The 24,051-nt window shown below is 46.6% G+C and carries 25 protein-coding genes; 6 read left to right on the forward strand and 19 right to left on the reverse strand.

All coding sequences use genetic code 11. From position 1 onward, the window contains the following. Window positions 1-2 precede the first annotated feature (2 nt). The 6 genes from ACY3LV_RS09220 to ACY3LV_RS09245 form a co-directional block, all read right to left on the reverse strand. On the reverse strand, window positions 3-938 hold the full coding sequence (locus tag ACY3LV_RS09220) for an isochorismatase (protein WP_148963984.1): 936 nt from the start codon (window positions 936-938) through the stop codon (window positions 3-5). Between the two features lie 31 nt (window positions 939-969). Beyond that, window positions 970-2,589, reverse strand: a complete 1,620-nt coding sequence (locus ACY3LV_RS09225) for a (2,3-dihydroxybenzoyl)adenylate synthase (RefSeq protein WP_148963985.1) — start codon at window positions 2,587-2,589, stop codon at window positions 970-972. Window positions 2,590-2,617: 28 nt separating this feature from the next. Then, window positions 2,618-3,814 carry an isochorismate synthase DhbC gene (gene dhbC / locus ACY3LV_RS09230; protein WP_464863665.1) on the reverse strand — a complete coding sequence of 399 codons (1,197 nt, stop codon included), beginning with the start codon at window positions 3,812-3,814 and terminating at the stop codon, window positions 2,618-2,620. A 25-nt stretch (window positions 3,815-3,839) separates the two neighbouring features. Beyond that, window positions 3,840-4,625, reverse strand: coding sequence for a 2,3-dihydro-2,3-dihydroxybenzoate dehydrogenase (locus ACY3LV_RS09235; RefSeq protein ID WP_464863666.1), 786 nt, complete (start codon window positions 4,623-4,625; stop codon window positions 3,840-3,842). A gap of 196 nt (window positions 4,626-4,821) precedes the next feature. Then, window positions 4,822-5,691: a ferri-bacillibactin esterase BesA gene (gene besA / locus ACY3LV_RS09240; RefSeq protein ID WP_464863727.1), complete on the reverse strand. Its 870-nt coding sequence runs from the start codon at window positions 5,689-5,691 to the stop codon at window positions 4,822-4,824. A gap of 213 nt (window positions 5,692-5,904) precedes the next feature. Further along, a complete protein-coding gene (locus tag ACY3LV_RS09245; RefSeq protein ID WP_464863667.1) occupies window positions 5,905-6,501 on the reverse strand; it encodes a sulfite oxidase-like oxidoreductase in 597 nt (198 codons plus the stop codon). 102 nt (window positions 6,502-6,603) lie between these two features. Here ACY3LV_RS09245 and ACY3LV_RS09250 point away from each other — a divergent pair, with 102 nt between their 5' ends. After that, complete coding sequence (locus ACY3LV_RS09250; RefSeq protein WP_464863668.1) at window positions 6,604-7,206, forward strand: biotin transporter BioY; 603 nt, start codon at window positions 6,604-6,606, stop codon at window positions 7,204-7,206. 70 nt (window positions 7,207-7,276) lie between these two features. Here the strand turns inward: ACY3LV_RS09250 and ACY3LV_RS09255 are convergent, their stop codons facing one another. Next, a complete protein-coding gene (locus ACY3LV_RS09255; RefSeq protein WP_148963991.1) occupies window positions 7,277-8,605 on the reverse strand; it encodes a Na+/H+ antiporter family protein in 1,329 nt (442 codons plus the stop codon). A 144-nt stretch (window positions 8,606-8,749) separates the two neighbouring features. Further along, the gene (locus tag ACY3LV_RS09260) at window positions 8,750-10,252 is read right to left on the reverse strand and encodes a leucyl aminopeptidase (RefSeq protein ID WP_464863669.1); all 1,503 of its coding nucleotides are present in this window, start codon (window positions 10,250-10,252) and stop codon (window positions 8,750-8,752) included. Window positions 10,253-10,409: 157 nt separating this feature from the next. Between ACY3LV_RS09260 and ACY3LV_RS09265 the strand changes: the two genes are divergently transcribed. Next, window positions 10,410-10,886: a divergent PAP2 family protein gene (locus tag ACY3LV_RS09265; RefSeq protein WP_087993305.1), complete on the forward strand. Its 477-nt coding sequence runs from the start codon at window positions 10,410-10,412 to the stop codon at window positions 10,884-10,886. A 287-nt stretch (window positions 10,887-11,173) separates the two neighbouring features. Here ACY3LV_RS09265 and spsC read toward each other — a convergent pair whose 3' ends face one another. From spsC to ACY3LV_RS09285, 4 genes are all read right to left on the reverse strand, one after another. Continuing rightward, the gene (spsC, locus tag ACY3LV_RS09270; protein WP_148963994.1) at window positions 11,174-11,830 is read right to left on the reverse strand and encodes a stationary phase survival protein SpsC; all 657 of its coding nucleotides are present in this window, start codon (window positions 11,828-11,830) and stop codon (window positions 11,174-11,176) included. Window positions 11,831-11,934: 104 nt separating this feature from the next. Continuing rightward, window positions 11,935-12,255 (reverse strand): YuiB family protein, encoded by a 321-nt coding sequence (locus ACY3LV_RS09275; RefSeq protein ID WP_148963995.1) that lies wholly within the window; start codon window positions 12,253-12,255, stop codon window positions 11,935-11,937. 52 nt (window positions 12,256-12,307) lie between these two features. Continuing rightward, window positions 12,308-12,451 (reverse strand): YuiA family protein, encoded by a 144-nt coding sequence (locus ACY3LV_RS09280; RefSeq protein WP_003243733.1) that lies wholly within the window; start codon window positions 12,449-12,451, stop codon window positions 12,308-12,310. A gap of 172 nt (window positions 12,452-12,623) precedes the next feature. Further along, window positions 12,624-13,844: an NAD(P)/FAD-dependent oxidoreductase gene (locus ACY3LV_RS09285; RefSeq protein ID WP_148963996.1), complete on the reverse strand. Its 1,221-nt coding sequence runs from the start codon at window positions 13,842-13,844 to the stop codon at window positions 12,624-12,626. A 330-nt stretch (window positions 13,845-14,174) separates the two neighbouring features. Here ACY3LV_RS09285 and yumC point away from each other — a divergent pair, with 330 nt between their 5' ends. Next, window positions 14,175-15,173, forward strand: a complete 999-nt coding sequence (gene yumC / locus ACY3LV_RS09290; RefSeq protein ID WP_333518509.1) for a ferredoxin--NADP reductase 2 — start codon at window positions 14,175-14,177, stop codon at window positions 15,171-15,173. A 38-nt stretch (window positions 15,174-15,211) separates the two neighbouring features. On the opposite strand, the gene ACY3LV_RS09295 is transcribed toward yumC, so the two are convergent. Then, window positions 15,212-15,352: a hypothetical protein gene (locus tag ACY3LV_RS09295; RefSeq protein ID WP_087993310.1), complete on the reverse strand. Its 141-nt coding sequence runs from the start codon at window positions 15,350-15,352 to the stop codon at window positions 15,212-15,214. Between the two features lie 277 nt (window positions 15,353-15,629). On the opposite strand from ACY3LV_RS09295, the gene guaC reads away from it, so the two are divergent. Then, window positions 15,630-16,610: a GMP reductase gene (guaC, locus tag ACY3LV_RS09300; protein ID WP_148963998.1), complete on the forward strand. Its 981-nt coding sequence runs from the start codon at window positions 15,630-15,632 to the stop codon at window positions 16,608-16,610. A gap of 53 nt (window positions 16,611-16,663) precedes the next feature. Here guaC and ACY3LV_RS09305 read toward each other — a convergent pair whose 3' ends face one another. From ACY3LV_RS09305 to ACY3LV_RS09320, 4 genes are all read right to left on the reverse strand, one after another. Then, window positions 16,664-17,026: a HesB/IscA family protein gene (locus ACY3LV_RS09305; protein WP_087993342.1), complete on the reverse strand. Its 363-nt coding sequence runs from the start codon at window positions 17,024-17,026 to the stop codon at window positions 16,664-16,666. Window positions 17,027-17,104: 78 nt separating this feature from the next. Then, a complete protein-coding gene (gene dapF, locus ACY3LV_RS09310; RefSeq protein WP_087993315.1) occupies window positions 17,105-17,959 on the reverse strand; it encodes a diaminopimelate epimerase in 855 nt (284 codons plus the stop codon). Between the two features lie 121 nt (window positions 17,960-18,080). Next, window positions 18,081-19,295, reverse strand: coding sequence for a NupC/NupG family nucleoside CNT transporter (locus tag ACY3LV_RS09315; RefSeq protein WP_148964001.1), 1,215 nt, complete (start codon window positions 19,293-19,295; stop codon window positions 18,081-18,083). A gap of 134 nt (window positions 19,296-19,429) precedes the next feature. Further along, window positions 19,430-19,666: a YuzB family protein gene (locus ACY3LV_RS09320; RefSeq protein WP_087993317.1), complete on the reverse strand. Its 237-nt coding sequence runs from the start codon at window positions 19,664-19,666 to the stop codon at window positions 19,430-19,432. Window positions 19,667-19,928: 262 nt separating this feature from the next. Between ACY3LV_RS09320 and ACY3LV_RS09325 the strand changes: the two genes are divergently transcribed. Then, complete coding sequence (locus tag ACY3LV_RS09325; RefSeq protein WP_087993318.1) at window positions 19,929-20,996, forward strand: NAD(P)/FAD-dependent oxidoreductase; 1,068 nt, start codon at window positions 19,929-19,931, stop codon at window positions 20,994-20,996. Window positions 20,997-21,219: 223 nt separating this feature from the next. Here ACY3LV_RS09325 and ACY3LV_RS09330 read toward each other — a convergent pair whose 3' ends face one another. Beyond that, window positions 21,220-21,546: a YuzD family protein gene (locus ACY3LV_RS09330; RefSeq protein WP_087993319.1), complete on the reverse strand. Its 327-nt coding sequence runs from the start codon at window positions 21,544-21,546 to the stop codon at window positions 21,220-21,222. Between the two features lie 136 nt (window positions 21,547-21,682). Between ACY3LV_RS09330 and ACY3LV_RS09335 the strand changes: the two genes are divergently transcribed. After that, the gene (locus tag ACY3LV_RS09335) at window positions 21,683-21,979 is read left to right on the forward strand and encodes a NifU family protein (protein WP_250621913.1); all 297 of its coding nucleotides are present in this window, start codon (window positions 21,683-21,685) and stop codon (window positions 21,977-21,979) included. Between the two features lie 41 nt (window positions 21,980-22,020). Here ACY3LV_RS09335 and ACY3LV_RS09340 read toward each other — a convergent pair whose 3' ends face one another. Further along, window positions 22,021-23,994 (reverse strand): S9 family peptidase, encoded by a 1,974-nt coding sequence (locus ACY3LV_RS09340; RefSeq protein WP_202328124.1) that lies wholly within the window; start codon window positions 23,992-23,994, stop codon window positions 22,021-22,023. Between the last annotated feature and the right edge of the window lie 57 nt (window positions 23,995-24,051).

Consider the following 24,051-nt stretch of genomic DNA (forward strand, 5'->3'; position numbering starts at 1 on the left):
CTTTATAAATAATCCGCGTTTGGCAGCACTTGCTGGCTGCGGGTTGTGAGCAATTTTTGCCATTCTTCGATCGTCGGGCGCTCAGCCAGTTCCACGAATGTCACCTCGACTCCTTCGCGGCGCCATTGTTCTACTAATGTCATGATCCTTACCGAATCAAGCCCACGGTCGAGCAAATCCTCTTGATCTGCAATATCTTCAGGTGTTTCTTGAAGAAGCTCAGCGATTTGTTTACGGATATTCTCACATGTAAACACTGCTTTGCCAGTTGTCACTGACGTTTTCTGAGCAGGTTCAGGCGCATTCTTCAGCTGGTCGAGAAGACTGTCGGCCATCACAGTAAACGCGCAGCGCCCAGCCGCATAGTCCAGCGCCATTTGATGTTTTTCTAATGAAAAATCAGCAACTGCATCTCCCACAAAAAATGCTTCGATATCCTCCATAAATGCTTCACATGCTGTAACGAGACAGCCAATATGGGCGTAAATCCCGGAAATGATCAGCTGATCGCGCCCCTCTTTTCGCATAATCTCAAGCAGATTCGTTCTCTTAAACGCGCTGTATCTCCATTTTGTCAGCACGATATCATCATCATCCGGTGACAGCTCGTTTACAATTTTCTCCTCATAAGGGCCGCTGTTTAATCCCGGACCCCAAAAGTCTGTCAGCAGCGCCCGATCAGCCGGATTTTGGCTTCCCGGCTGCGCGGTATAGACAACAGGAATCCCCAGCTGGGCACATTGGTCCTTCAGCTTGCGTATATTCGCTGAAAGCTCTGTTACCGGAGACACTCCCGCTGTGAAAGCATCGACAAAATAGTTTTGCATATCGTGTATTAACAGAACTGCCCGATTTGGATCAGGCACCCATGAAACTTTGTTTTGCGGCATATCAGACGCTGTCGGCATTTGATACGGCTGAATGGCAGGTATAGCCATTTGAACACTTCCTCTCAACTTGTTGTTTGTTTTATTTTTTTGATCCTGCAAGAAGCTTCTCGGCAATGGCTTCACGAAGCGCTTTTTTGCTGACTTTTCCTACCCCTGTCTGCGGGAAGGATTCGACAAATTCAATGCGGTCGGGAATTTTGTATGCAGCCAGTCCGCGCTCTCTCAAAAAAGCTTTAAGCTCTGCGGCTTTCAGCCCTTCATCCCGGGGAATAATGAACACACAAGATCTTTCGCCAAGGAATTGGTCAGGCATTGAGACCATTGCGGCATCATGGACAGCCGGATGTGCCAGAAGATGATTTTCAACTTCTTCAGCCGCCACTTTTTCTCCCCCGCGGTTAATTTGATCCTTCGCTCTGCCTTCAACGACAATATAGCCGTCTGCTGTCAGCCTGACGATATCACCCGTGCGGTAAAAACCGTCCTCAGTAAAAGAAGCGGCATTATGCTCTTCTGCCTTATAGTAACCCCGAATCGTATACGGCCCCCGCGTCAGCAGATGCCCTGTTTCACCATGTATCACGTCACGATCCTGATCATCCCAAACACGCACTTCGTCATATGGAGACATCGGTTTTCCCTGGGTGGTGACAATGACTTCCTCAGGGTCATCCAGTCTCGTATAATTGACGAGACCCTCTGCCATTCCGAACACCTGCTGCAGCGTGCAGCCGAAAACAGCTTTAACCTTGCGCGCAGCTTCAGCACTGAACTTGGCGCCGCCGACCTGTAGCACTTGAAGGCTGGATAAATCGTCATCGCGTGAAGATGCCGCATCCATCCATACCATTGCAAGGGGCGGAACAAGAGCGGTAATCGTGACTTGTTCCCGTTCAATCAAAGGAAACGCGTCATCAGGACTTGGAGAAGGAGATAATACCACTCTTCCTCCGGCATACAACACGCCGAGAACCCCGGGAGAGCTCAGCGGGTAATTGTGCGCCATCGGCAATGCTGCCAAGTACACCGTACTGTGATCGAGCCAGCAGACCTCTGCACTCCGCCGCAGACTGTATATGTAGTCATCGTGAGTCCGCGGGATCAGTTTTGATAAGCCGGTGCTTCCTCCAGAAAGCTGAAGGAACGCCACATCCGAAGAGCTGACTTCAGGCCGTTTAACAGGTTCTGTATGCAAATCCTCCAGCGGCAAAAATTCCCCTGCTTCACCTGCGACAATGACGTGTTTCAAAGACGGCAGCTTGCTTTGAACCTGTCTGGCAAGTGAACGGTAGTCAAAACCGGAATAAGAGTCTGGAATGATGTAAGCAGCCGCTTCAGCAAACTCGCAAAAATATGTAATTTCACTGCTTCGATGAGAAGGCAGTGCAAAGACTGGGAGCGCCCCCAAACGGAAGAGCGCGAAAATGACCTCAAAAAACTCTGCGATATTCGGGAGCTGCACTACGACACGATCCATCTGTTGAATGCCGAGCTTTTGAAATCCGGCAGCCAGACGATCAACCCTTGTGTCAAGCTCTTGATAGCTCCAATGGGTGTTTCCGCATGTAATGGCGATGCGATCACCATGTTTGGCAGCCCTGTCCCTTAACATATCTCCAAACGTCTCGCCGGCCCAGCAGCCGTTCTTCCGATATGTCTCAGCTACCTCATCAGGCCAAGGAATAAATCCATTCAGCATGTTGTATCCCTCCAGCAATTCATTCTGATCATATATGATTCACGCCCATTGCCCGCAGCATTGTCTGAAACTTCGCGGATGTCTCCTGAAGCTCGTCCTCTGGTTTTGATCCGGCAACAACACCCGCTCCTGCATACAGGCGAAGTGAGCGTTCTTCTGCCTCTGCGCAACGAATCGTAACGATCCATTCTCCGTCACCCGTGTCATCACACCAGCCGACCATGCCGGTAAAGAAACCGCGGTCAAACGGTTCAATGCTGAGAATCGCTTCTCTTGCAAGATCAGTCGGTGTTCCGCAGACGGCCGGCGTCGGGTGGAGCGCCGCTGCCAATTCCAGTGCGGTCACCGACGGATCGGACAGCTCTCCCTTAATCACGCTGGACAAATGCCACATCGTCTCCGTTTTGATCAGTGAAGGTTTCTCCGGAACATCCAGCGTCCGGCAGAAAGGCCGGAGCGCTGCCGCAACCGCGTCAGCCACAACCGCATGCTCATGGAGATCCTTAGCGGAAGAAAGCAATTCGGCAGCCCGGCGCTGGTCTTCAGCCGGATCATCACTGCGAGGCCTTGAGCCGGCTAATGGATTGGAAACGACCTGAGTTCCCCTTCTTGAAACGAGAAGCTCCGGACTTGCACCGAGCAAAGTTCGGCTCGACGACGCTTCCGCTTGTCTGGACACGTCCGCGGCAAACGTGTAGCCATGCGTATTATGCTGCGCCAGATGTCTAAGCAGTTCATCCGTCTGAATCGGTTCAGACGATGTCAAATGCAGCGATCTGGACAGGACAATCTTGCTGAGTGTCCCATCGGCAATTCGCGCCAGTCCTTGTTCGACACCATTTTTATACCCTTCCGGTGCAGGAACAGGCTCTATGTGGTATGTATGCTTAGGCTGCTGCTCCTTCTCCGCATAATCAAATTGAAGTGGTCTAGACCAGCGCACTTCTTCAGGAACAACAAGCCGAGCTGCTTTTATATAATCAAAAGGAACGGCTCCGACAACAAGCGGACGGCTTTGCCCCGACTGCTTTGCTTGACGCAGCGTCTCTGCAATACGGCCGGAAAGGGTTTCTATTTGGTTTTGCCCTTCTGCCTCCGGTACGATTTCACTAATGCCTTTCGCTAACAGCACGCGATGGGGAGAAGCTAAGAAAAAAGCACCCGGCTGATACTCATGAAGCAAATGCTCCGCTTTTGTTCCTGGTACAACGTTTTGTTCCAACATTCTCATGAACCTCCTTTAAAATGAGTTACACACCTAAGGTCGCGCCGCCATCTACACATAAATTATGCATCGTAATATGCCCCGCCTGATCAGAAACCAAAAAGAGCACGGCATCCGCAATATCCGAAGGCTGAGCCAGTTTTTTCAGCGGGATTCCCGTCTTAAATGTCTCAAGTGATCCTTTTATGACTTTCTCCGCTCCGTTTTCATCGGCCCATAATAACCACTGCATGTCTGTTTCGGTTGATCCGGGAGACACAATATTGCAGCGAATATGATATTCTGCAAGCTCAAGGCCAAGGCATTTCGTAAACATCACAGCCGCAGCCTTTGAAGAGGCATATGCCGCCATAGATGTTCTTGGCACACCCGCAGCATTCGATCCGACCGTTACAATCGAACCCGATCTCCGGTCCATCATATATTTGCTGACTGAACGCGAGACGTTAAACACGCCGGTCGAATTCACTGAGAACGTGGCCTCCCATTCCTCATCACTAAGTGTATGGATTAGCCCCGGGCGAAGGACACCCGCTACATTCACCAAAATATCGATCGGCCCCATTTCACGTTCGATGCGGGCCGTGATCTCGTCAATCGCCGCGCTGTCTCTCACATCCGCGGGAAAGGCTTCCGCATGGCAGCCATCTGCTTTGAGACTGTCCACAACCTTTTGTAGCTTTTCAGGATGATAATCAACTGCCGCAATGTGTGCGCCTTGACTGGCAAGCGTCCGAGCAACAGCTTCACCTATCCCTTGGGCAGCTCCTGTTATCAACGCAATTTTGCCCTCTATACCCTTTGCATTCATGTCATCAATTCCTTTCTTCGCTTATGCCGGACGGACATCCAGCGAAAAAACTGCTGCGCCTTGAAAAGAAAAGCACAATTAGTGATAATGATTATCATTATCAATTATAAAAATAATCATATCCAATTGTCATGTGACAGTCAAATATAATTTCAATGACGAATATTTTATATGTATAAGCGAGGCTGAGAATATCTCAGCCCATTGACATATGCGGTCCGTCAGGGTGAAGCGCAAAACGCAGCGCCCTGCTGACCAAAATAGGAAGAACCGAAATATGCCCTTCTCCTGAAAACTCGCAAAATTCTGCCCGCATGCCTTGTTCAGATAAAGCGGCCAGCCGTTCGTAAAGCTCCCTCGCATTATCGTTTATCCGGCTTTTATGATGCTGCTCCAATTCACCTGCAGCAAGCAGGATATTGATAGGCTGATTGTTTTTCTTGAAGCGGGAGGCGAAATGGCTCGTTTTCTCGAGAATAAATGGCTTATTCCAATGAATAGACGGACTTCCCGCGACATACGTTTGAAACGCATCCGGCGCTGTTAACAGCACCTGCAGCACGAACAGACCGCCAAGCGAGTGGCCAAAGATCGTTTGTCTGTTTCTGTCAATCTGGCAATCTCGTTCTATCTCCGGTTTTAGATCCTCCTCAATAAATCTGAAAAAGCCCTCTGCCCCGCCATGCTCCGGCCATTCTTTGCCGTCGGGTCTTTCCGGCAGCTTCGATTGAGCCGTCGGCATTGTAAAATCCCGGTGACGCGCTGAGGAGAACGGTTCTGCTGTCTCATAGCCAATGCCGACGATCACAGCAGGGATCACTCCGGTTTTTTCAGGACGGCGCCCCTGTATTCGAACAGCTTCCGCCATCGTTCCAAAGACAGAATTGGCATCCAGCAGATAAATAACCGGATAACCAGCGGGCGGCGGCGGGGTACTCGGTTTCGAAATGAAAATTTGGTAGACACGGTTTTCATTGCGTGAAGATATCATACGCACTTCCGTGCCAGGAATGGTAAAAGCGTTTTGCGTCCCGCCTTTCACTCTGTCTGTTGTTTTCTCATTCATGCAGTTCGACATTCCTCTCCTTAAACTAAATCACAATATATGATAATGATTTTCACTATCAACTAGACAACTCAAATAATAGGTTTTCTTCCAAAGAAAGTCAACTTTTTTCCAATTAAAAAAGGCACCTTCATCAAATAAGGTGCCTAAAGGCTATTTAAATGGAAATAAAAACCAGATAGAGATGCAGATTGTCCTACCTAAAATAGAACCTTAATCCCATGTAAATCTTTGATTTTGCCAAGGATCGCCTCTCATGTGATAGCCGTTCTGCTCCCAAAAGCCAGGGTGATTCTCTTTCGTAAATTGGATGCCGCGCAGCCACTTGGCGCTTTTCCAAAAATACAGATGCGGAAATACGCCCCGCAGCGGGAAGCCGTGTTCAGGCGTTAAAGGCTCGCCATTATGCGCATAAGCCAGAAGTGAGGTTTCAGCCATGAAATCATCAAGCGGGAGATTGGTCGTCCAGCCCTCTTCCGCATGTAAAATGACGTAGCCCGCTTCTTCTTTTACACCCGCTTTTTCCGCTATATCGCGAGCCCGCACGCCTTGCCACACATTATCAAGCCTTGACCAGCCAGTGACGCAGTGAATGTCATTTTTCGATTCGTACTGAGAAAAGGCCTTAACATCTTCGAAACTCAACAGCATCGGCTGGTCAACCAATCCATATACTTGCAGATTCCATTTGGCCATATCTTCGTAATATGGGACATTTCCAGTATGAAGCACAGGAAATGAGGTTGTGACGTTTTGATTTGGCGGCACTCTCCCAGATTGTTCAGTCTGTTTTGTTTTTCCGAAATACATATAGAGTCCTCCTTTTTGTTAACCTTATTTCAATTTATGTTGACAATATATCCGTTCTTTATTACTCTATGATTGTGTATGTCAACCTAAGGGGGAACAACAATGAAACAACAAAAACTTCGTGCCGGAGATATGGCGCTGATCGGCATGTTCACCGCACTTATGGCTGTCGGCGCCAACATTACATCAGTGGCACCCTTTTTACAAGTAGCCGGCATTCCGCTTTCAATGCAGCCATTCTTCTGTATTTTGGCGGGTTTGTTGCTCGGCAGCAAACGAGCAGGGATTGCCATGATTGTATATGCGCTTGTCGGATTGGCCGGAGCGCCTGTGTTTGCTCAATTTTCAGCGGGCTTCGCACCGTTTGCCGGAAAAAGCGGCGGATTTATTCTCTCATACATCCCAGCGGCGTATGCAGCTGGATGGTTTTTAGAACGCAAAATGCAGCCGAGCAACATCCGATTTTTGATGGCTTCTCTTATCGGAACCGCCATCATGTATATCATCGGGACTACCTATATGTATCTTGCGCTGAAGCTGTGGATTCATACGCCAGTGAGCTACGGCACGGCTTGGGGCTTTATGACTTGGTTTATGGTCAAAGACACGGCGCTGGCTGTGGTGCTGGCGTTTATCGCACCTGCGATCTACCGCTCTATTCAAAAAGCAACCGGCTTTAATAGAAATCACATATCGTCCACGTAAAAAATCATTCTCTTGGACGGTTTTTTTATCATAACGAGAAAAGGCTCCCCAGTAAAGGGGAGCCTTTTTCCTATAAAACAATCGCCGCAATCCAGCCAAAGATGATAAGCGGAATATTATAAAATAAAAATGTCGGCACACAAGTGTCCCAAATGTGATGATGCTGGCCGTCCGCACTCAAACCTGAAGTCGGTCCAAGTGTACTGTCGCTGGCAGGTGAACCGGCATCACCGAGCGCAGCAGCCGTTCCGATAATCGCAACCGTTGCCATCGGGCTGAAGCCGAGCTGCATGCAAAGAGGCACAAAGATCGTTGTGATAACTGGAATCGTCGCAAAAGAAGAACCGATTCCCATAGTAATAAACAAACCGACAATAAGCATCAGCAATGCGCCCACTAACTGACTGTTCCCCATAATGCCAGCTGCTGTTTTAACCAGTGACTCTACATCTCCGGTTTTCGTCAATACATTTGAAAACCCGGCTGCAACGAGCATGACAAAACCGATAAAAGCCATTAAAACCATTCCGTCAGTAATCAGTGAGTCCGCTTCATCACGCTTCATCACACCGCTGACAAACAGAATGATCAGACCTGCCAGCGCCCCCATAATCATCCCTTCTACTCCCAAAGTTTGAGATAAATAGAGCTGGACGCCGAGTGACACTGCGATGGCAAGAACCGCGATGGCCAGGCTTTTTTTTGTATATGGAGAAGCGTTCGTACCAGATATTTCTTTTGTTTCGTATGCTTTTGGTTTACGGAAGACGATGATTGAGATAATCAAACCTACAACCATACCCGCAACCGGGATCATTAAAGCGTAAGGAATATCACCGAGAGATACGTTTAATCCGGCGGCTTCTGCATTATCCTTGAGCATGCCCTGGAAGATTTGGCCGAAACCAACCGGCACTAAAATATAAGGTGCCGTTAAACCGAATGTAATCACACATGCAATTAGACGGCGGTCCATTTCAAGTTCATTAAAGATTTTCAACAGCGGCGGAATCAGGACCGGGATAAATGCGATATGAACCGGAACCACGTTTTGCGAAAAACAAGATATGATTAAAATTATCAGGACAATCAGCACTTTGGACAGTGCTTTTTTGCGGGTGTCTTCTTTATTTCCGATCAATTTAACGGAAGCTTCCACCATTGCGTCCGGAAGACCTGTTTTCGTTAATGCCGCAGCAAACGCGCCAAGCATGGCGTAGCTGACTGCAACGGTGGCATTTCCTCCGAGCCCGTCTGTAAAAGCTTTAACCGTTTCTCCAAGCCCGAGCCCGCCTGTTAACCCGCCGGCCAGGGCCCCTATGATTAATGCGATAACGATATTGACACGCAGCAGGCTTAAAACAAGCATAAGCAGCACTGCGATGACGACTGCATTCATGATAACCCTCCAAAAAATCCTTTAGTTTGCTAATGTAGTAGATAAATAAAGTACGAACGTATCGTATCATAATCGCTACACTTTAGTCAACTAAAGATTTTGGAAGAAAAAATCCCCGCCGCATTCCGCAGCTGGGGTCCATCATTATTCGCTTTTATCTTCTTCCAATGTAAATCGCTCCGCCAGTGTGGCAAGTGTTCTGGCCATAACGCCGGTAGCCCCGGACGGCCCGAAGCAGGTTGCTTTATTTGAAGTCGCCGTGCCCGCAATATCAAGATGCACCCAAGGCGTTGCTTCGGCAAATTCACCAAGAAACGTTCCTGCCATAATCGCATGTCCTTCGCGTCCCGGCGAATTGCTGAGATCCGCCATTTGGCTGCTTTTCACACGTTTTTTATCCTTCTCTGTTATCGGCAGCTGCCAGATCGCCTCGCCGCATTCTTCGGCAGCATCAGCTACCTGCTGATAAAAGCTGTGATCATTTGTCATAGCTCCTGTCGTTTCTGTCCCTAATGCCACAACAACGCCGCCGGTCAGCGTAGCTACATCAACAAGAACTGACGCCCCATGCTGTTTCGCGTATGTAATGCCATCTGCAAGCACAAGCCTTCCTTCAGCATCCGTATTGAGGATTTCAATTGTTTTTCCGCTTAATGATACGATCACATCATCAGGCTTCATCGCTCCGCCTGAGATCATGTTATCGGTTGAAGGAATGACAGCCAGCACGTTTTGCTCGGGACGAAGCTCTCCGATCGTTTCCATTGCGCCAAGAACCGCAGCTGCTCCTCCCATATCAGATTTCATGCCGACAATTCCAGATTTTGTTTTAATGGAGTAGCCGCCTGTGTCAAAGGTAATCCCTTTTCCTACAAGTCCGACGACATCTTCCCATTCCTTTTTGCCCTGATACTTCAAAACAAGCATTTTCGGGGGTTCGGCCGAGCCTTGGTTTACAGCAAGTATTCCGCCCATACCGAGCTCTTCCATCTCTGATTTCTCCAATATCTCACACTCAAAATCATATTTCGCCGCAAGCTCTTCTGCATAAGAAGCGAGGTCAGTCGCTGTCAGCATGTTTCCCGGCATATTCACTAGCGTTCTAGCCGAATTTGCCCCTTGCCCGTATGCCTGGCCGACGCGAAGTCCCGCCTGCACTTCTTGTGTGTCTTCATCTGTGACAGCGTACACGGCTTCAATTTGTTTGTCCGGCTCATTTGATTTGTGCTTATAATCCTGCACCTCATAGGAAGCAAGCAGGCAGCTCTCAGCTAAAGCATGAGCGGCATCGGCTGCAGGCACGTCTTCCGAAATAAACGTGTCAAGCAGGACAGCCGCTTCTTGTTTCCGGTCTTTATGAATCGCTTGAAAAACATGGGCAAAACATTCCTTCGCCTGTTCAAACGAATAATTGGCTTCTCTCCCCAGACCAACGAAATAAATTCGTTTCATATCCGCAGAGGATGGAGGGAATACTTTTAATACTTGATTTGGTTTCGAAGAGACATCACCATCTTTCAAAAGCTGTGTCAGATGGCCTTCCAGCATTTCATCCATTTCCAACGCTTTGCCTGACAGCTGGCTTTTTTGAAAAAGTCCAACCACAAGGGTTTCCGTATGCTCTAATTGCTGAATCGCATAAAACATATGCTTACACTCCTAACGTAATGGGTATTTGTTATGAACAATGGTATAATAGGAAAAACATTCTTTCCATTACACTTATTTTATCAAACAACAGTCTAAGACTTGTTTTTTTCTTTTGAAACACGAAGGATTTTTTCAAATAGAAAGGATGTCGCCAATGGAACTTTTAACAAATTTCCCTTTATTATCAAGCCTGGCCGCGATTGTTTTTGCTCAGGTCATCAAAGTGCCCATACAGTTTATCGCATCCAGAAAACTGGACTGGACGCTGGTAACAAGCACAGGCGGCATGCCGAGCTCCCACTCCGCAGCGGTTACCGCGCTTTCTACAGCCGTAGCCTTGGAGCATGGACTAAGCTCCTCTCTATTTGCAGTTTCCGCTATTTTCGCCGTCATTACCATGTTTGACGCAACTGGCGTCAGACGGCATGCCGGTGAGCAGGCAACAGTCATCAATAAGCTTGTCATTGATTTTAACCGCTTCGTGAATGAAGCAAAGGACTTCCCGAAAGCCAAAGAAAAAGAAAAGCAAAAAAAGCTGAAGGAGCTTCTCGGACACCAGCCGATCGAGGTTTTTTTCGGAGGTTTAACAGGTATCTTACTAACATTGATACTCGCTTACTTATTCATGTAAAAAACGCTCCAGTGGTGGCTGGAGCGTTCAGATTGTTACAAAGTCATAAAACGGTTTTTGTTTTATGACTTTGTCATCTTTTCAGCGTGATTGAAAACCCTTGAAGTCTAGGAAGGGCGAGCATCGGAGCAGACTTTCACAGGATGTGATGACGGCGGTGTTTAGGCAGGACGCCTAAGCATTTAACCGCCGTTCCTTTCATAACACGTGAGCACCGACGCGCAGGCCTGACAACGAATGCAAGGGTTTGTCGACACGCTGAACGCTCCAGCGGTGGCTGGAGCGTTTTATTCTTTCACTGTTTTATATTGATTTCTGAACACTTGCAAAGATTTTGTTTCATTGAGCTTATCAAGCTCATCCTCGGTGACCTTTCCCGTTCCCTTTTTAATCACATATACATCAAGGGTTTTTTTGCCCCATTCATTGTACACATCTTTGACGGTTTCAAAGTACAAATCAAGGCGGTTTCCCTTAATAGCCGATCCTGTGTCTGCCACAACTCCAAGACCGTAGTTCGGAATGAATAAAATCGTGCCGATCGGGAAAACGGACGGATCAGCGGCAACCGTGGAGTATAAATCCCGTTTTACTTTCACACCTGAATATGTAAGCCCGTATAATGGGTCACCGGGCTTTTTTCCCGTCGATTCAGCTCCTGCCGTGTAGCCTGTTGCTGTTACTTTTTGGACCGGATACTCGTTCCAATCAAAAGCTTCTTCTAACGGTTTTGTTTTATCCTTGTCCGCGGACATGGTTTGTGTTTTTTTCTGCTGCAATGCTTTTAATGTCAGTCCTGCATGCTTCAAGTGCTTTTCTTGATGTTCCTGCACCCATTTTGACAAGTCCTTCGCTTCGATTCCTGACACTGATAAAAGTGTCGTGCCAAATGCAAGCAGAAATAAACAGGTCATCAGCAAACGTCTGATCATATTCAACATCATCCACCTCTCCTCCGAATCATTGTTCCCAATTGGAGAGAGCAATATTCAATATAGTGAATGAGCAGAAAGCACAAAAAAAGCTTTCTTTAGGAAGAAAGCGGCATTTAAAACATTTGATATCCTCTTTTTCTGAGCATGTTGATCGCGATACCGGACACGACGGCGCCAGCCAAACCGCTGGCTAAAATCAGCACATCGGCAGCCGCTAATGATACGATACGATGAAACAGGCCCGCAAATGATTCTCCCGGCGACTGGATATAGCTGATCAGCTTTTCCTTGCTGATAATGAAAAGGCATACAATTGGATATATCACAGCCATAATCCAAGACATCCTCAGCAGCATGTTTAATAAGAAACCGATTCCAAAAAACAAAACAAAAAACAGAACAATTGAGATGATGACGACTGGCAGACTAATCAACCTATTCCACCCCCTGCGTTGTTTTTAGTGTAACGCGGGGGCTGAAATAAAGTCAACGGCTGGAAAAAGAATGACTGTCTTTTCCTGTCCCCTGGCAAGATGGGCAAGTCTCTGAACCGCCGAGAATCAATTGAAAGTACCCTTTCCCTGAGCAAAATGGGCATGCATGTGAAGCGGTTGTCGTTGCAGTTTTCATCTGATCATCACCCTTTTTCTTAATTTTCTGATAATATAACATATTAGGCTGTCAACAATAAAGTTAGATCATGTGACAAATCTTTTCATGTAAGCGGAAACATATTCATTTTCCTCTTATTATCTTTTTATTTTGGCGTTTTTTAATAAAGAAAACCCGCGGAAGCGGGTTTTTAGAAAAACTTAAACTTGCCTTTTTTCAACGTCAGTCCAAGTCCGCCGATCAAAAACAGCGAGCGGTTATCGATGACTTTTTTCATAAACGAAGCCGGCGTGCCTTTCAGCTTTCTGCCATACACGACCCCAACCGCGTTATGCTCGCCAAGAGAAGCAACGGTTCCCTTAATGTCCGGCTTGAATTCCTCAAGATCTCCGCCTTTAATGAGCCTGCCAAGGTTTTTAGCAACCGTTATTCCCTGCTGCATCGCAATTTGCGCAGTCGGCGGATACGGGCGCTCTGTATCTTCATTCATAAACAGCGAGCTGTCGCCGAGAATAAAGACATTGTCATGCCCGGGTGCGCGAAGATCAGGATTGACTTTGACCCGGCCGCGCATATTTTCAAAACCGGCTTCCTCTACAATCGGATGGCCGCGGACACCTGCCGCCCATACAACGGTTTGCGATTTGATTTGCTCTGGTTCCTCATCTTTTTTCCCGACTCTGACTCCTTCCGGTGTACATTCTTGCACAGCCGTGCCGATCTTAAACTCAACTCCGTTTTCCTCAAGATAATGAACCGCATAATCGACAAGCTCAGGATCAAAGCCCGGCAAAACGGTCGGCGCGGCTTCCACACATACGATTCGTACGAGGCTTCTGTCAATGTCATACTCCTTGCAGAGCTCCGGCACGCGGGCCGCCAGCTCGCCGAGAAATTCAATCCCCGTAAATCCGGCTCCGCCTACAACGATCGTTAACCTGTCCGGCCGTTTTTCCGCTTCCGTATTGTAAGTCGCAAACTGCAGCTCAATATGTTCCCGCAGCAGGCGCGACGTGTTGATGTTGGCGATCGGAAACGCATATTCTTTCAAACCTTTAATACCGAACGTCTCGGGCACCGCGCCGAGTCCGATGACTACATAATCGTACTTTAGCTCTCCATTCGCAAGCACAACTTTTTTCTCATCAATTTTGATTGCTTTTACGGTATCCTGTACAAAATTGACCCGCGACTGGTTGATTACATCTTTTATCTGATAACGGCAGCGGTCATGATGGAGCGTACCCGCGCTCGCTTCATGCATCCATGTCGTTTCATAATGATAATTGTGTTTATTCACAAGCGTAATATCAGCATCATTCGGTCCGACAAACTTTGTCAGCCTAGTTACCGTCATCAATCCGCCATATCCTGCACCTAAAATCACGATTTTGGGCTTATTCAATGCCATCACATCCACCTTCTCTTTTTTGCTTTTGTTAGACGCATAATAAAATCATCATTTGTGTTAGCTTCAGCTTATTGGCGGGATTTTATGAAATATATTGAAAAGTTTTTTGTGAAGTCCTTACGCATAGAACTACTATCATACTTATCCGGCTGGCCCAAGAAACATTCAGAAAAAGATCAATTCATTTGGTTATCATCGTATCGGCCTGCGGAAAATTTTTCAAGAATGGATGCGCACTTTATACACTTACGATTTTTTCTGCTGACTCGTCAATTTCAACAGCAATATGGTATAATTAATAACAATTTTCATTTAGGAGGCAATTTTCGTATGCGAGAGGATACAAAGGTTTATGATATTACCATTATAGGCGGGGGACCGGTCGGCTTATTCACCGCTTTTTACGGAGGCATGAGACAGGCAAGCGTCAAAATTATCGAAAGCCTGCCTCAGCTCGGCGGACAGCTTAGCGCCCTATACCCTGAAAAGTATATATATGATGTAGCGGGATTTCCGAAAATCCGCGCACAAGAGCTTATCAATAACCTAAAAGAGCAAATGGCGAAATTCGAACAAACCATTTGTCTGGAGCAAGCCGTTGAATCTGTTGAGAAACAAGCGGATGGCGTGTTTAAGCTTGTGACAAATGAAGAAATCCACTACTCCAAAACAGTGATCATTACTGCAGGAAACGGCGCATTCAAACCGAGAAAGCTGGAACTTGAAAATGCCGAGCAGTATGAAAACAAAAACCTTCATTACTTCGTTGACGATTTGCAAAAATTCGCCGGCAGACGAGTTGCAATCCTTGGCGGCGGAGATTCAGCGGTTGACTGGGCGCTTATGCTTGAGCCAATCGCAAAAGAAGTATCCATCATTCACCGCCGCGATAAGTTCCGCGCGCACGAGCACAGTGTGGAAAACCTTCATGCGTCGAAGGTTAATGTCCTGACGCCATTCGTCCCTGCGGAGCTGATCGGGGAAGACAAAATTGAACAGCTAGTGCTTGAAGAAGTGAAAGGCGATCGCAAAGAGATTTTAGAAATTGATGACTTAATCGTCAACTACGGTTTCGTTTCATCTCTTGGACCGATTAAAAACTGGGGTCTGGACATCGAGAAAAATTCTATTGTCGTCAAATCAACTATGGAAACAAACATCGAAGGCTTCTTTGCCGCAGGTGACATTTGCACATACGAAGGAAAAGTCAACCTGATCGCAAGCGGCTTCGGCGAGGCGCCGACAGCAGTGAACAACGCCAAAGCTTACATGGATCCAAAAGCCCGCGTACAGCCTCTTCACTCAACAAGTCTTTTTGAAAATAAATAATAAAAAAAGGAGTTTGTGTCAGCGACACAGCTCCTTTTTTATTTGAAGATATTGATATAATTCATCGCAGTTCCAATAACCAGCGCAATCACAAGGGCTGCGACGATCCAGATCATTGCCATGATAATGCGATCTTGGATCTTTTGCGACTTCGGTGTTTTTCCTTCGTTTTGAGTCATCTGATTCGCTCCTTTCACACGTTCATGTCATAAAGAAAGCCTGGTGCTGAACGACCAAGCTTTGCTGAACGTATATGATTCGCGTTTTGATCCGCTCTCTAAGACCATTCGTTAAAACTATCATACCCAAACTCACTGTGCATGACAAGCATCGGCGCTTGCCCACACCTGTAAGCAAATAAAAACGTTTGACATCCTAAATAAAACAGAGTACATTATACAAGGCGAACATTTCATTTGTTATTCTTTTAAATATTCGTTTTTAGGAGTGAAAAACATGGAAAACGTATTTGATTACGAAGATATTCAGCTAATTCCTGCAAAATGCATTGTAAACAGTCGTTCAGAATGTGATACATCCGTACGTTTAGGCGGACGCACATTTAAATTGCCCGTCGTTCCTGCCAATATGCAGACGATTATAGATGAAAAGCTAGCTATTCAATTAGCCGAAAATGGCTACTTTTATGTGATGCACCGATTTGAGCCTGAAACACGAATTGATTTTATGAAAGATATGAACGCACGCGGATTATTCTCTTCTATCAGCGTGGGCGTCAAAGATGAGGAGTATGAATTTGTCCGCCAGCTGGCAGAAGAAAACCTGACTCCCGATTACGTGACAATTGACATTGCGCACGGTCATTCAAATGCCGTTATCGAAATGATCCAGCATCTCAAAAAACATTTGCCGGACAGCTTTGTCATTGCCGGCAATGTCGGAACGCCGGAAGCGGTCAGAGAGCTTGAAAATGCGGGAGCGGATGCCACTAAGGTCGGCATCGGTCCGGGAAAAGTATGTATTACGAAAATCAAAACCGGCTTCGGCACAGGTGGCTGGCAGTTAGCGGCGCTGCGCTGGTGCGCCAAAGCAGCCAGCAAACCGATTATCGCAGATGGCGGCATCCGCACACATGGCGATATCGCAAAATCAATCAGATTTGGCGCAACGATGGTCATGATCGGTTCACTATTTGCCGGACATGAAGAATCACCAGGCCAAACGATCGAAAAAGACGGAGAGCTCTACAAAGAGTACTTCGGCTCAGCCTCTGAATTCCAAAAAGGCGAAAAGAAAAATGTAGAAGGCAAAAAAATGCACGTGGCGCATAAAGGCTCTATCAAGGATACACTGATTGAAATGGAACAGGATCTGCAATCTTCTATTTCTTATGCAGGTGGAACGAAGCTTGACGCGATCCGCAATGTGGATTATGTGATTGTGAAGAATTCGATTTTTAATGGGGATAAGTATTAAAAATAAAAAACGCCAAGTCAGCGGTTCGCCGCTTGACTTGGCGTTTTCTGTTATTAGCACTCTTCAGGCTTACCAGCATTCGTCGCTGTTCTAAACGAAGAACCGCAGCCGCATGAGGCGATGGCATTTGGGTTGTCGATGGTGAAACCGCCGCCAAGCATGGATTGTTTAAAATCAATGATGGTGCCGTTCATGATATCAAGGCTGTCCTTGTCAACGAGAACAGTGATGCCATGTTCCTCAAATACACTGTCTTTTTCACCTTTTTCATGTTCAAAGCCCATACCGTATGAAAGGCCGCTGCAGCCGCCGCCTTTTACGCCTACTCGTAAAAGCGCGTTTTCTTCTTCATGCTCTTTCATCATATCTTTTATATGCAAAGCAGCTGCTTCTGTAATTGTTACCGGGTTGCTCATCATTATGAACCTCCTTTTAAAAACCGGATGTTGTCTTTTATTATAAACATGATTCGTTCAATTCTCAAACGAGGTGTTTTACAAAAAATAGACACCCTCGCAAACGGTCTCAGCCGGCCCTGTCATCATCACATGGCCGTTGTCTTTCCAGTTAATCACCAAATCTCCGCCTGCTAAATGCACCGTGATGTCCTGATTTCGTTTTGATACACCGTTTAACACAGATGCAACCGCAGCTGCACATGCTCCTGTCCCGCATGCCTGAGTAATACCTGATCCCCGTTCCCAGACGCGGAAATGCAACTCATGATCATTCACGGTTTCGACGAATTCCACATTGACGCCTTCCGGAAATCTCGGATCTTTTTCAATCACCGGTCCTAGTGTCGTCAGAGGTGCCTGTTCAATGTCAGCGATCGGAAAAACGATATGGGGATTTCCCATTGAAACGGCAGTGCCTGTTAGTTCAACTTCACCAAATGCCATCGTTTCATTGATCGTGTGCTCTTCCCCGCCGTCAAGCATCGGAAGCTCCGCTTTTGTCAGGCGCGGTTCGCCCATATCGACAGTAACCACATTCACTTTCCCATTTTCAACTTGAACCTCCGCTCTCACAAGCCCGGAGAGGGTTTCAATCAGAAAAGATGTTTCCTCAACCAGCTTATGCTCATACGCGTATTTTGCGACGCAACGCAAACCATTGCCGCAATTTTTCCCTTCAGACCCGTCATTATTAAAAATCCGCATTTTAACAGGCGCTTGATCTGAAGGGCATATCAGGATCATTCCGTCGGAACCGATCCCTGTATAAACAGAAGAAACCTGAATTGCAATCTCAGACAGTTTTTCTTCCGGGAGCTGCTCTTCAAATTGATTCACATAGATATAGCTGTTACCCAGACCGTGCATTTTGGTAAATCGAAATGAATTCATAGGTGCCTCCAACTTTTTTTCTTTTTCTTAGTATAAAAGCTATTATAAACGGACACAATATAATTATCCCCCGTTTTTCATACATAAAAGCTCCTTGCAAATCGCAAGGAGCTTTTATCGTTTATATAAACATGCCGGCAATGGCTGCGCTGAGCAGATTGGCTAATGTTCCCGCAAGAACAGCCTTCAGGCCGAGGCGCGCGATATCCGAACGGCGGCTAGGCGCTAAACCGCCAAGCGTACCAAGCATAATCGCAATTGATGAAAAATTGGCGAATCCGCATAACGCGAAGCTGATAATCGTAGCGGTTTTCTTAGAAAACTCACCGATGTGCGGACCGAAGTTAGAATAAGCGACAAACTCATTCAGCACCAATTTCTGGCCGATATAACTTCCTGCCTGCAACGCTTCATGCCAAGGAACGCCAATTAAAAAGGCGATTGGAGAAAACACATAGCCGAGAATGGATTCTAATGTGACACCTTTTAAGCCGAACAAGCCGAATACTCCGCCAAGAACACCGTTTACTACGGCGATTAATGCAACGAACGCAAGCAGCATCGCTCCGACGTTTAAGGCAATTTGCAGTCCGGTTGACGCTCCCTTTGCAGCTGCGTCAATGACATTGGCTGCGCCTTCTCCTTCATCCATTTTGAAATCGCTTTTTACGGTTTGCGGCTTTTCTGTTTCGGGTATAATCAATTTACCAAAGACAAGGCCAGCCGGAGCAGCCATAAAGCTGGCCGCAAGCAAGTATTCAATCGGGATACCGAGAAGCGCGTATCCAAACAAGGTTGAACCCGCAACAGCCGATAGACCGCTCGTCATAATCGTGAACAATTCAGAGCGCGTCAGACCGGCAATCAGGGGCCTGATCACTAATGGAGATTCGGATTGTCCCACAAAAATATTAGCAGAAGCCGCAAGAGATTCCGTTTTGCTTGTCCCAAGAAGCTTCGACAATCCGCCCCCGATGACACGGAAAACGAGCTGCATGATTTTCAAGTGATATAAAACGGCAATCAGTGCTGAGAAGAAAATGATAACGGGCAGTACACTTAAGGCAAATGCCGGACTGTCGCCGACTTTTAGAAGCGGTCCAAAAATAAAGCTGATGCCTTCATTCGCATAATCAATCAGAAGCTGTACACGGCTTGAAAACCATAAAAAAACAGCGCGTCCCGCTTCCCATTTTAACACGATGTATCCAAACGCCACCTGTATGCATAAACCAACGATGACGGTTCTTATTTTAATATTGCTTTTCTTTTCTGAAAATAAAAACGCGATAGCAATGATCGCAACTGCGCCCAGCAGTCCCCAGAGAACACTCATGAATACACCTACACCTCTTAACATTTATTTAAAACAAATCTTTTATACGATAACAATAATCGTTTTTGATGTCTACACATTTTTTTAGTTCTTTTGGACGACAAAATAAAAAGGGCCTGTCCAGGCCCTTTTCTTCAAAACATTGGGTTTTCTTCAATAAATGTATATATATTCTCAACAAGCTCAGCAGGCGTTTCACCCATGACGACTTCTCCGTTTACAAGAGCGAAAAGCGACTCCATGCATTTCCCGCAGTAGCTTAAGCAGCCGTATTCGAGGACATCCAGGTTTGGATCTTTCTCCAAAATCGCCCGGGCTTCCTGAGAGCCGTGAGCCAGATTGCTGACACAAAATTCAATCATTGGATTCATGCGGTTTCACCTCACATATGTCCATTATCGCGAATTTTTCACCATTCGTCAAAGACAATGGATTCTTCAAAATTTATTATCGCAACATATCATTTCCAGAATAACGTTTTACTAATTTGCGCTTTCAGGCTAATTTGTAGGTTATTTTCAAACTATTATTGTGATTTTAGATCAAATTCGATATAATTCTAGATGTTATTTTACATAGTTCGTATTTTCTTCAATGTGTCTATCATACTCTTCGGATTAAAGGGGAATTCAAATGAAAAAATTGGTCTTGATCGGCGGAGGTTACGGGAATATGCGTGTTCTTCATCGCTTATTGCCAAACCAGCTGCCTGATGATGTTTTAATCACGTTAATTGACAGAAATCCTTATCACTGCTTGAAAACAGAATATTATGCCCTTGCCGCAGGCACAATTTCTGACCATCATATCAGAGTGTCATTCCCAGAGCACCCTCGCCTGGATGTCCAATACGGAGATATCTCATCAATTGATATTGCACAAAAACAAGTGCTGTTCCATGATCGTGAACCGATTTCTTACGATGACGCCGTGATCGGGCTCGGCTGTGAGGATAAATATCACAACGTGCCGGGAGCGCCTGAATTCACCTATAGCATTCAAACCATCGACCAGTCCCGAGAAACTTATCAAAAGCTGAATAACCTGAGCGCTAATGCCACTGTCGCCATTGTCGGCGCGGGCTTAAGCGGCGTTGAGCTTGCAAGTGAATTGAGGGAAAGCCGTGACGACCTGAACATTATTTTGTTTGACCGCGGCGATCTCATTTTATCAAGCTTTCCCGAGCGTTTGAGCAAATATGTGCAAAAATGGTTCGAAGAGCACGGTGTCCGCATTATTAACAGGGCAAATATCACCAAAGTAGAAGAAGGCGTTGTGTATAACCACGATGATCCGATTTCTGCGGACGCCATCGTATGGACCGCTGGCATACAGCCGAACAAAGTCGTCAGGAATTTAGATGTGGAGAAGGATGCACAAGGGCGTATCGTATTAACGCCGCATCACAATCTTCCCGGTGATGAACATTTGTACGTTGTCGGTGATTGCGCCAGCCTTCCTCATGCACCGAGCGCTCAGCTTGCAGAGGCTCAAGCAGAGCAGATTGTCCAAATCTTGCAAAAACGCTGGAATGGAGAAGCCCTTCCAGAGTCAATGCCGCAGTTTAAGCTGAAAGGCGTTCTTGGCTCACTTGGAAAAAAATCCGGCTTCGGCCTTGTTGCTGACCGTCCGCTGATCGGCCGTGTTCCGCGCATGCTGAAATCCGGCTTGCTGTGGATGTATAAACACCATAACGGTTAATGATAGAGAAGAACCGCTGATCTTGTCAGCGGTTTTAATGATTACAGACGGCTGAAACGGTTTTAGTTTTAGCCGGTTTCATCTTTTCAGCGTGTTTGAAAACCCTTGAAGTCTAGGAAAGGCGAGCATTGGAGCGGAGCGAATGTTTTAATTCGTGAGCACCAACGCACAAGCTTGACAACGAATACGAGGGTTTGTCCACACGCTGGAACCGCTGATCTTGTCAGCGGTTTTCTGTATACCCATACTTCTCCATTTCCTTATAGACGTCTTTTAATGTCGGATTGCCTTCACCGACAATTTTGTCTTCTACGAGAACAAGAGGATAAAAATACTCATCATTTCTGATTTTTTCCGCAAGCTCTTTCTCTTGTTTATTGTCAGGCGGCTCATAAATATCGATATATTGCATCGCAAAAGGCTGATTTGGATATTTTCTTTTCAGCGCAGCCTCAAGCCACTCGTACGTATCTTTGGCTGTCGGCATATTGACACAGCTTGCACAAATGGTTTCTGCGCCGTAGACGCTGAGCATGACTGGTTTTGTCACTGATAAACGCCCCCTTCTCCCTGTAGTCCTTTCTTTTCAGTATACAGAGCCAAAAGACGTTTTGATAGAAAAAAACCGTTTTTGTGTTCAAGTCTGAATGTGCTATAATAGGGAAAGCAACTTTTCAAACTAAACAATAGATTTTTATTGTTACACTGAATATAATGGTTTTATGATGACGAAAGGAGCGAATGTCATGACTGAAGTTGAAATGAAAGAACAGGTGCAGGAAGTACTGGACAAACTTCGTCCGTTTTTACTTCGTGACGGCGGTGACTGTGAGCTTGTAGACATAGATGAAGGTATCGTTAAGCTTCGTCTTCTAGGCGCATGCGGCAGCTGTCCAAGTTCAACAATTACGCTGAAAGCCGGAATTGAACGCGCTCTTCTTGAAGAAGTGCCGGGTGTCGTTGAAGTAGAACAAGTCTTTTAATAAAGCAGCCAGGCTGATATTTGATCAGCCTGGCTTTTTTATTAGAGATATTGATCAAACCATGAGCTGATATAATTTAGGCGCTTGATCCGCTGCCCCGGGTGTCCGCTGCGTGACAAATTGTGCGACGCTTTTGGAAAACGGACGAGCATGGTGTCCTTGCCCATTTTTTTCAAGGCGATAAATAGTTGCTCCGCCTGCTCAATCGGGCACCGGTCATCTCGCTCGCCATGCAGAATCAATAGCGGTGTCTCCACGTTTGCTGCGTATTTTAAAGGGGAACGGTCCCAGAGCTTTTCTGTGTCTGCAAACATGTCATGCTCAAGCTGCCAGTCTGTGAAGAAATAGCCGATATCACTGACGCCGTGAAAGCTGACCCAATTTGATATCGAACGCTGGGTGACGGCGGCTTTAAAGCGATTCGTCTGTCCAACGATCCAGTTGGTCATAAAGCCTCCATAGCTTCCGCCCGTGACACCTACCCGCTCAGGATCAAGCTGCGGATCTCGTTTGATGGCCTCATCCACTGCCTGCATCACATCCTCATAATCCTTTCCTCCATAATCTCCTCTGACGGCATTCACGAATTCCTGGCCGTAGCCGTGGCTTCCTCTCGGATTGATATACACTACCGCGTATCCTTTCGCCGCCAGCACTTGAAATTCATGAAAATATGTATGCCCGTACATCATGTGCGGACCGCCGTGTATGTTGAGAATAAGAGGATATGATGTTTCCTCTTCAGTCTGTGCAGGCTTCATCAGCCAGCCGTTCACCGTCACGCCGTCTTCTGTGACATATTGAATATCTTCAGGTATTGACATCGTATGCTCGCCGACAAACTTGTCATTCACGCCAGTCAGGCGTTTCTCTTTCTGCCCAAGCGGGATGCTGTAAAGCTCACTCGGTCTGTCCGGCGTTGTCACACTCGCAATAAAGTGTTGTTCGTCAGGTGAAATGGAAAAACTATTGATGTACTCTTTTTCGATACGAATCGGATACACAAGGCCTTCAATAGATATATAGTAGATTCCCGTACTGCCTTGATCTGTGCCGATGACATAAAACCCTTGGCTGTCTTTTGTCCAAACCGGGCGCTGCTCGGCACCTCCGATCAATGAATCTCCAATGAGCGCATCCGCTAAATGAACGTCAAGCATTTCAGTCAGACATGTAAGGCAGTCTTGTTCGAGATCATAAAGCCACGCCTTTTCGAGCGTTGCATTCTGATATTCCTGTTCATGCCCAAGCAAAGCAAGATACCTTCCGTCCGGTGAAAATGAGCTTGGTCCGAATGAGCCGCGATGAGACGTAATCACCTTGAAATCCCCAGTCTCGAGCGACATCATGCAGACGTCATGCGGCTTGCTGGCATCATCCGCTTCCGTCAGATCAGCTGAGAAAACAAGCGATTTGCCATCAGGAGAAAAAGCAGGATCACCGTGATCAGCTTTGCGGTTTGTCAGCTGCTTTACCTCGCCACTCTTCAAGTTGACAAGCACTAGTTGGGCATACGCACCTCTTGTCAGCCCTTTACCGTCCCGTTTATAGGAAAGGCCTTGCACTTCCACAGGTTCAAAGCTGTCCGGCTCTTTTTTCTCTTGATCATCAATCCTTTCCTCCCCTCCCAAACTGACAGTGACAAGCACCGACTCGCCATCCGGGGACCATACCGGCTTTGACACGCCATACGGTATATTCGTCAGCTTTCTCGCTTCTCCGCCTTCAGCGCTCATGAGATAGAGCTGTGCTGTATCGTCTTCACGATCAGAAATAAAGGCAAGCGTACGCCCGTCCGGAGACCATCTTGGGTCCGTACTCTGCTTTTCTCCATATGTCCAAGGAACAGACCTGCCGGTTTTCGTTTCATAGACCCATATATTTGATGTATACGAATCTTTCTCTTGATTCACTTGCGACTGCACGTATGCGGCACGGCTGCCGTCTGGGGCGTATTGAGGATCGGTCACAGAGACAATCGCTGTGATGTCTTCTGCGGTTATCAGCTTTTTCATATTCATCTCCTCCTTTTTACATGTATTTCGTTTTTCTAAATAAAAACTCCTTTATCT

Source organism: Bacillus sp. 11C, assembly GCF_055486375.1.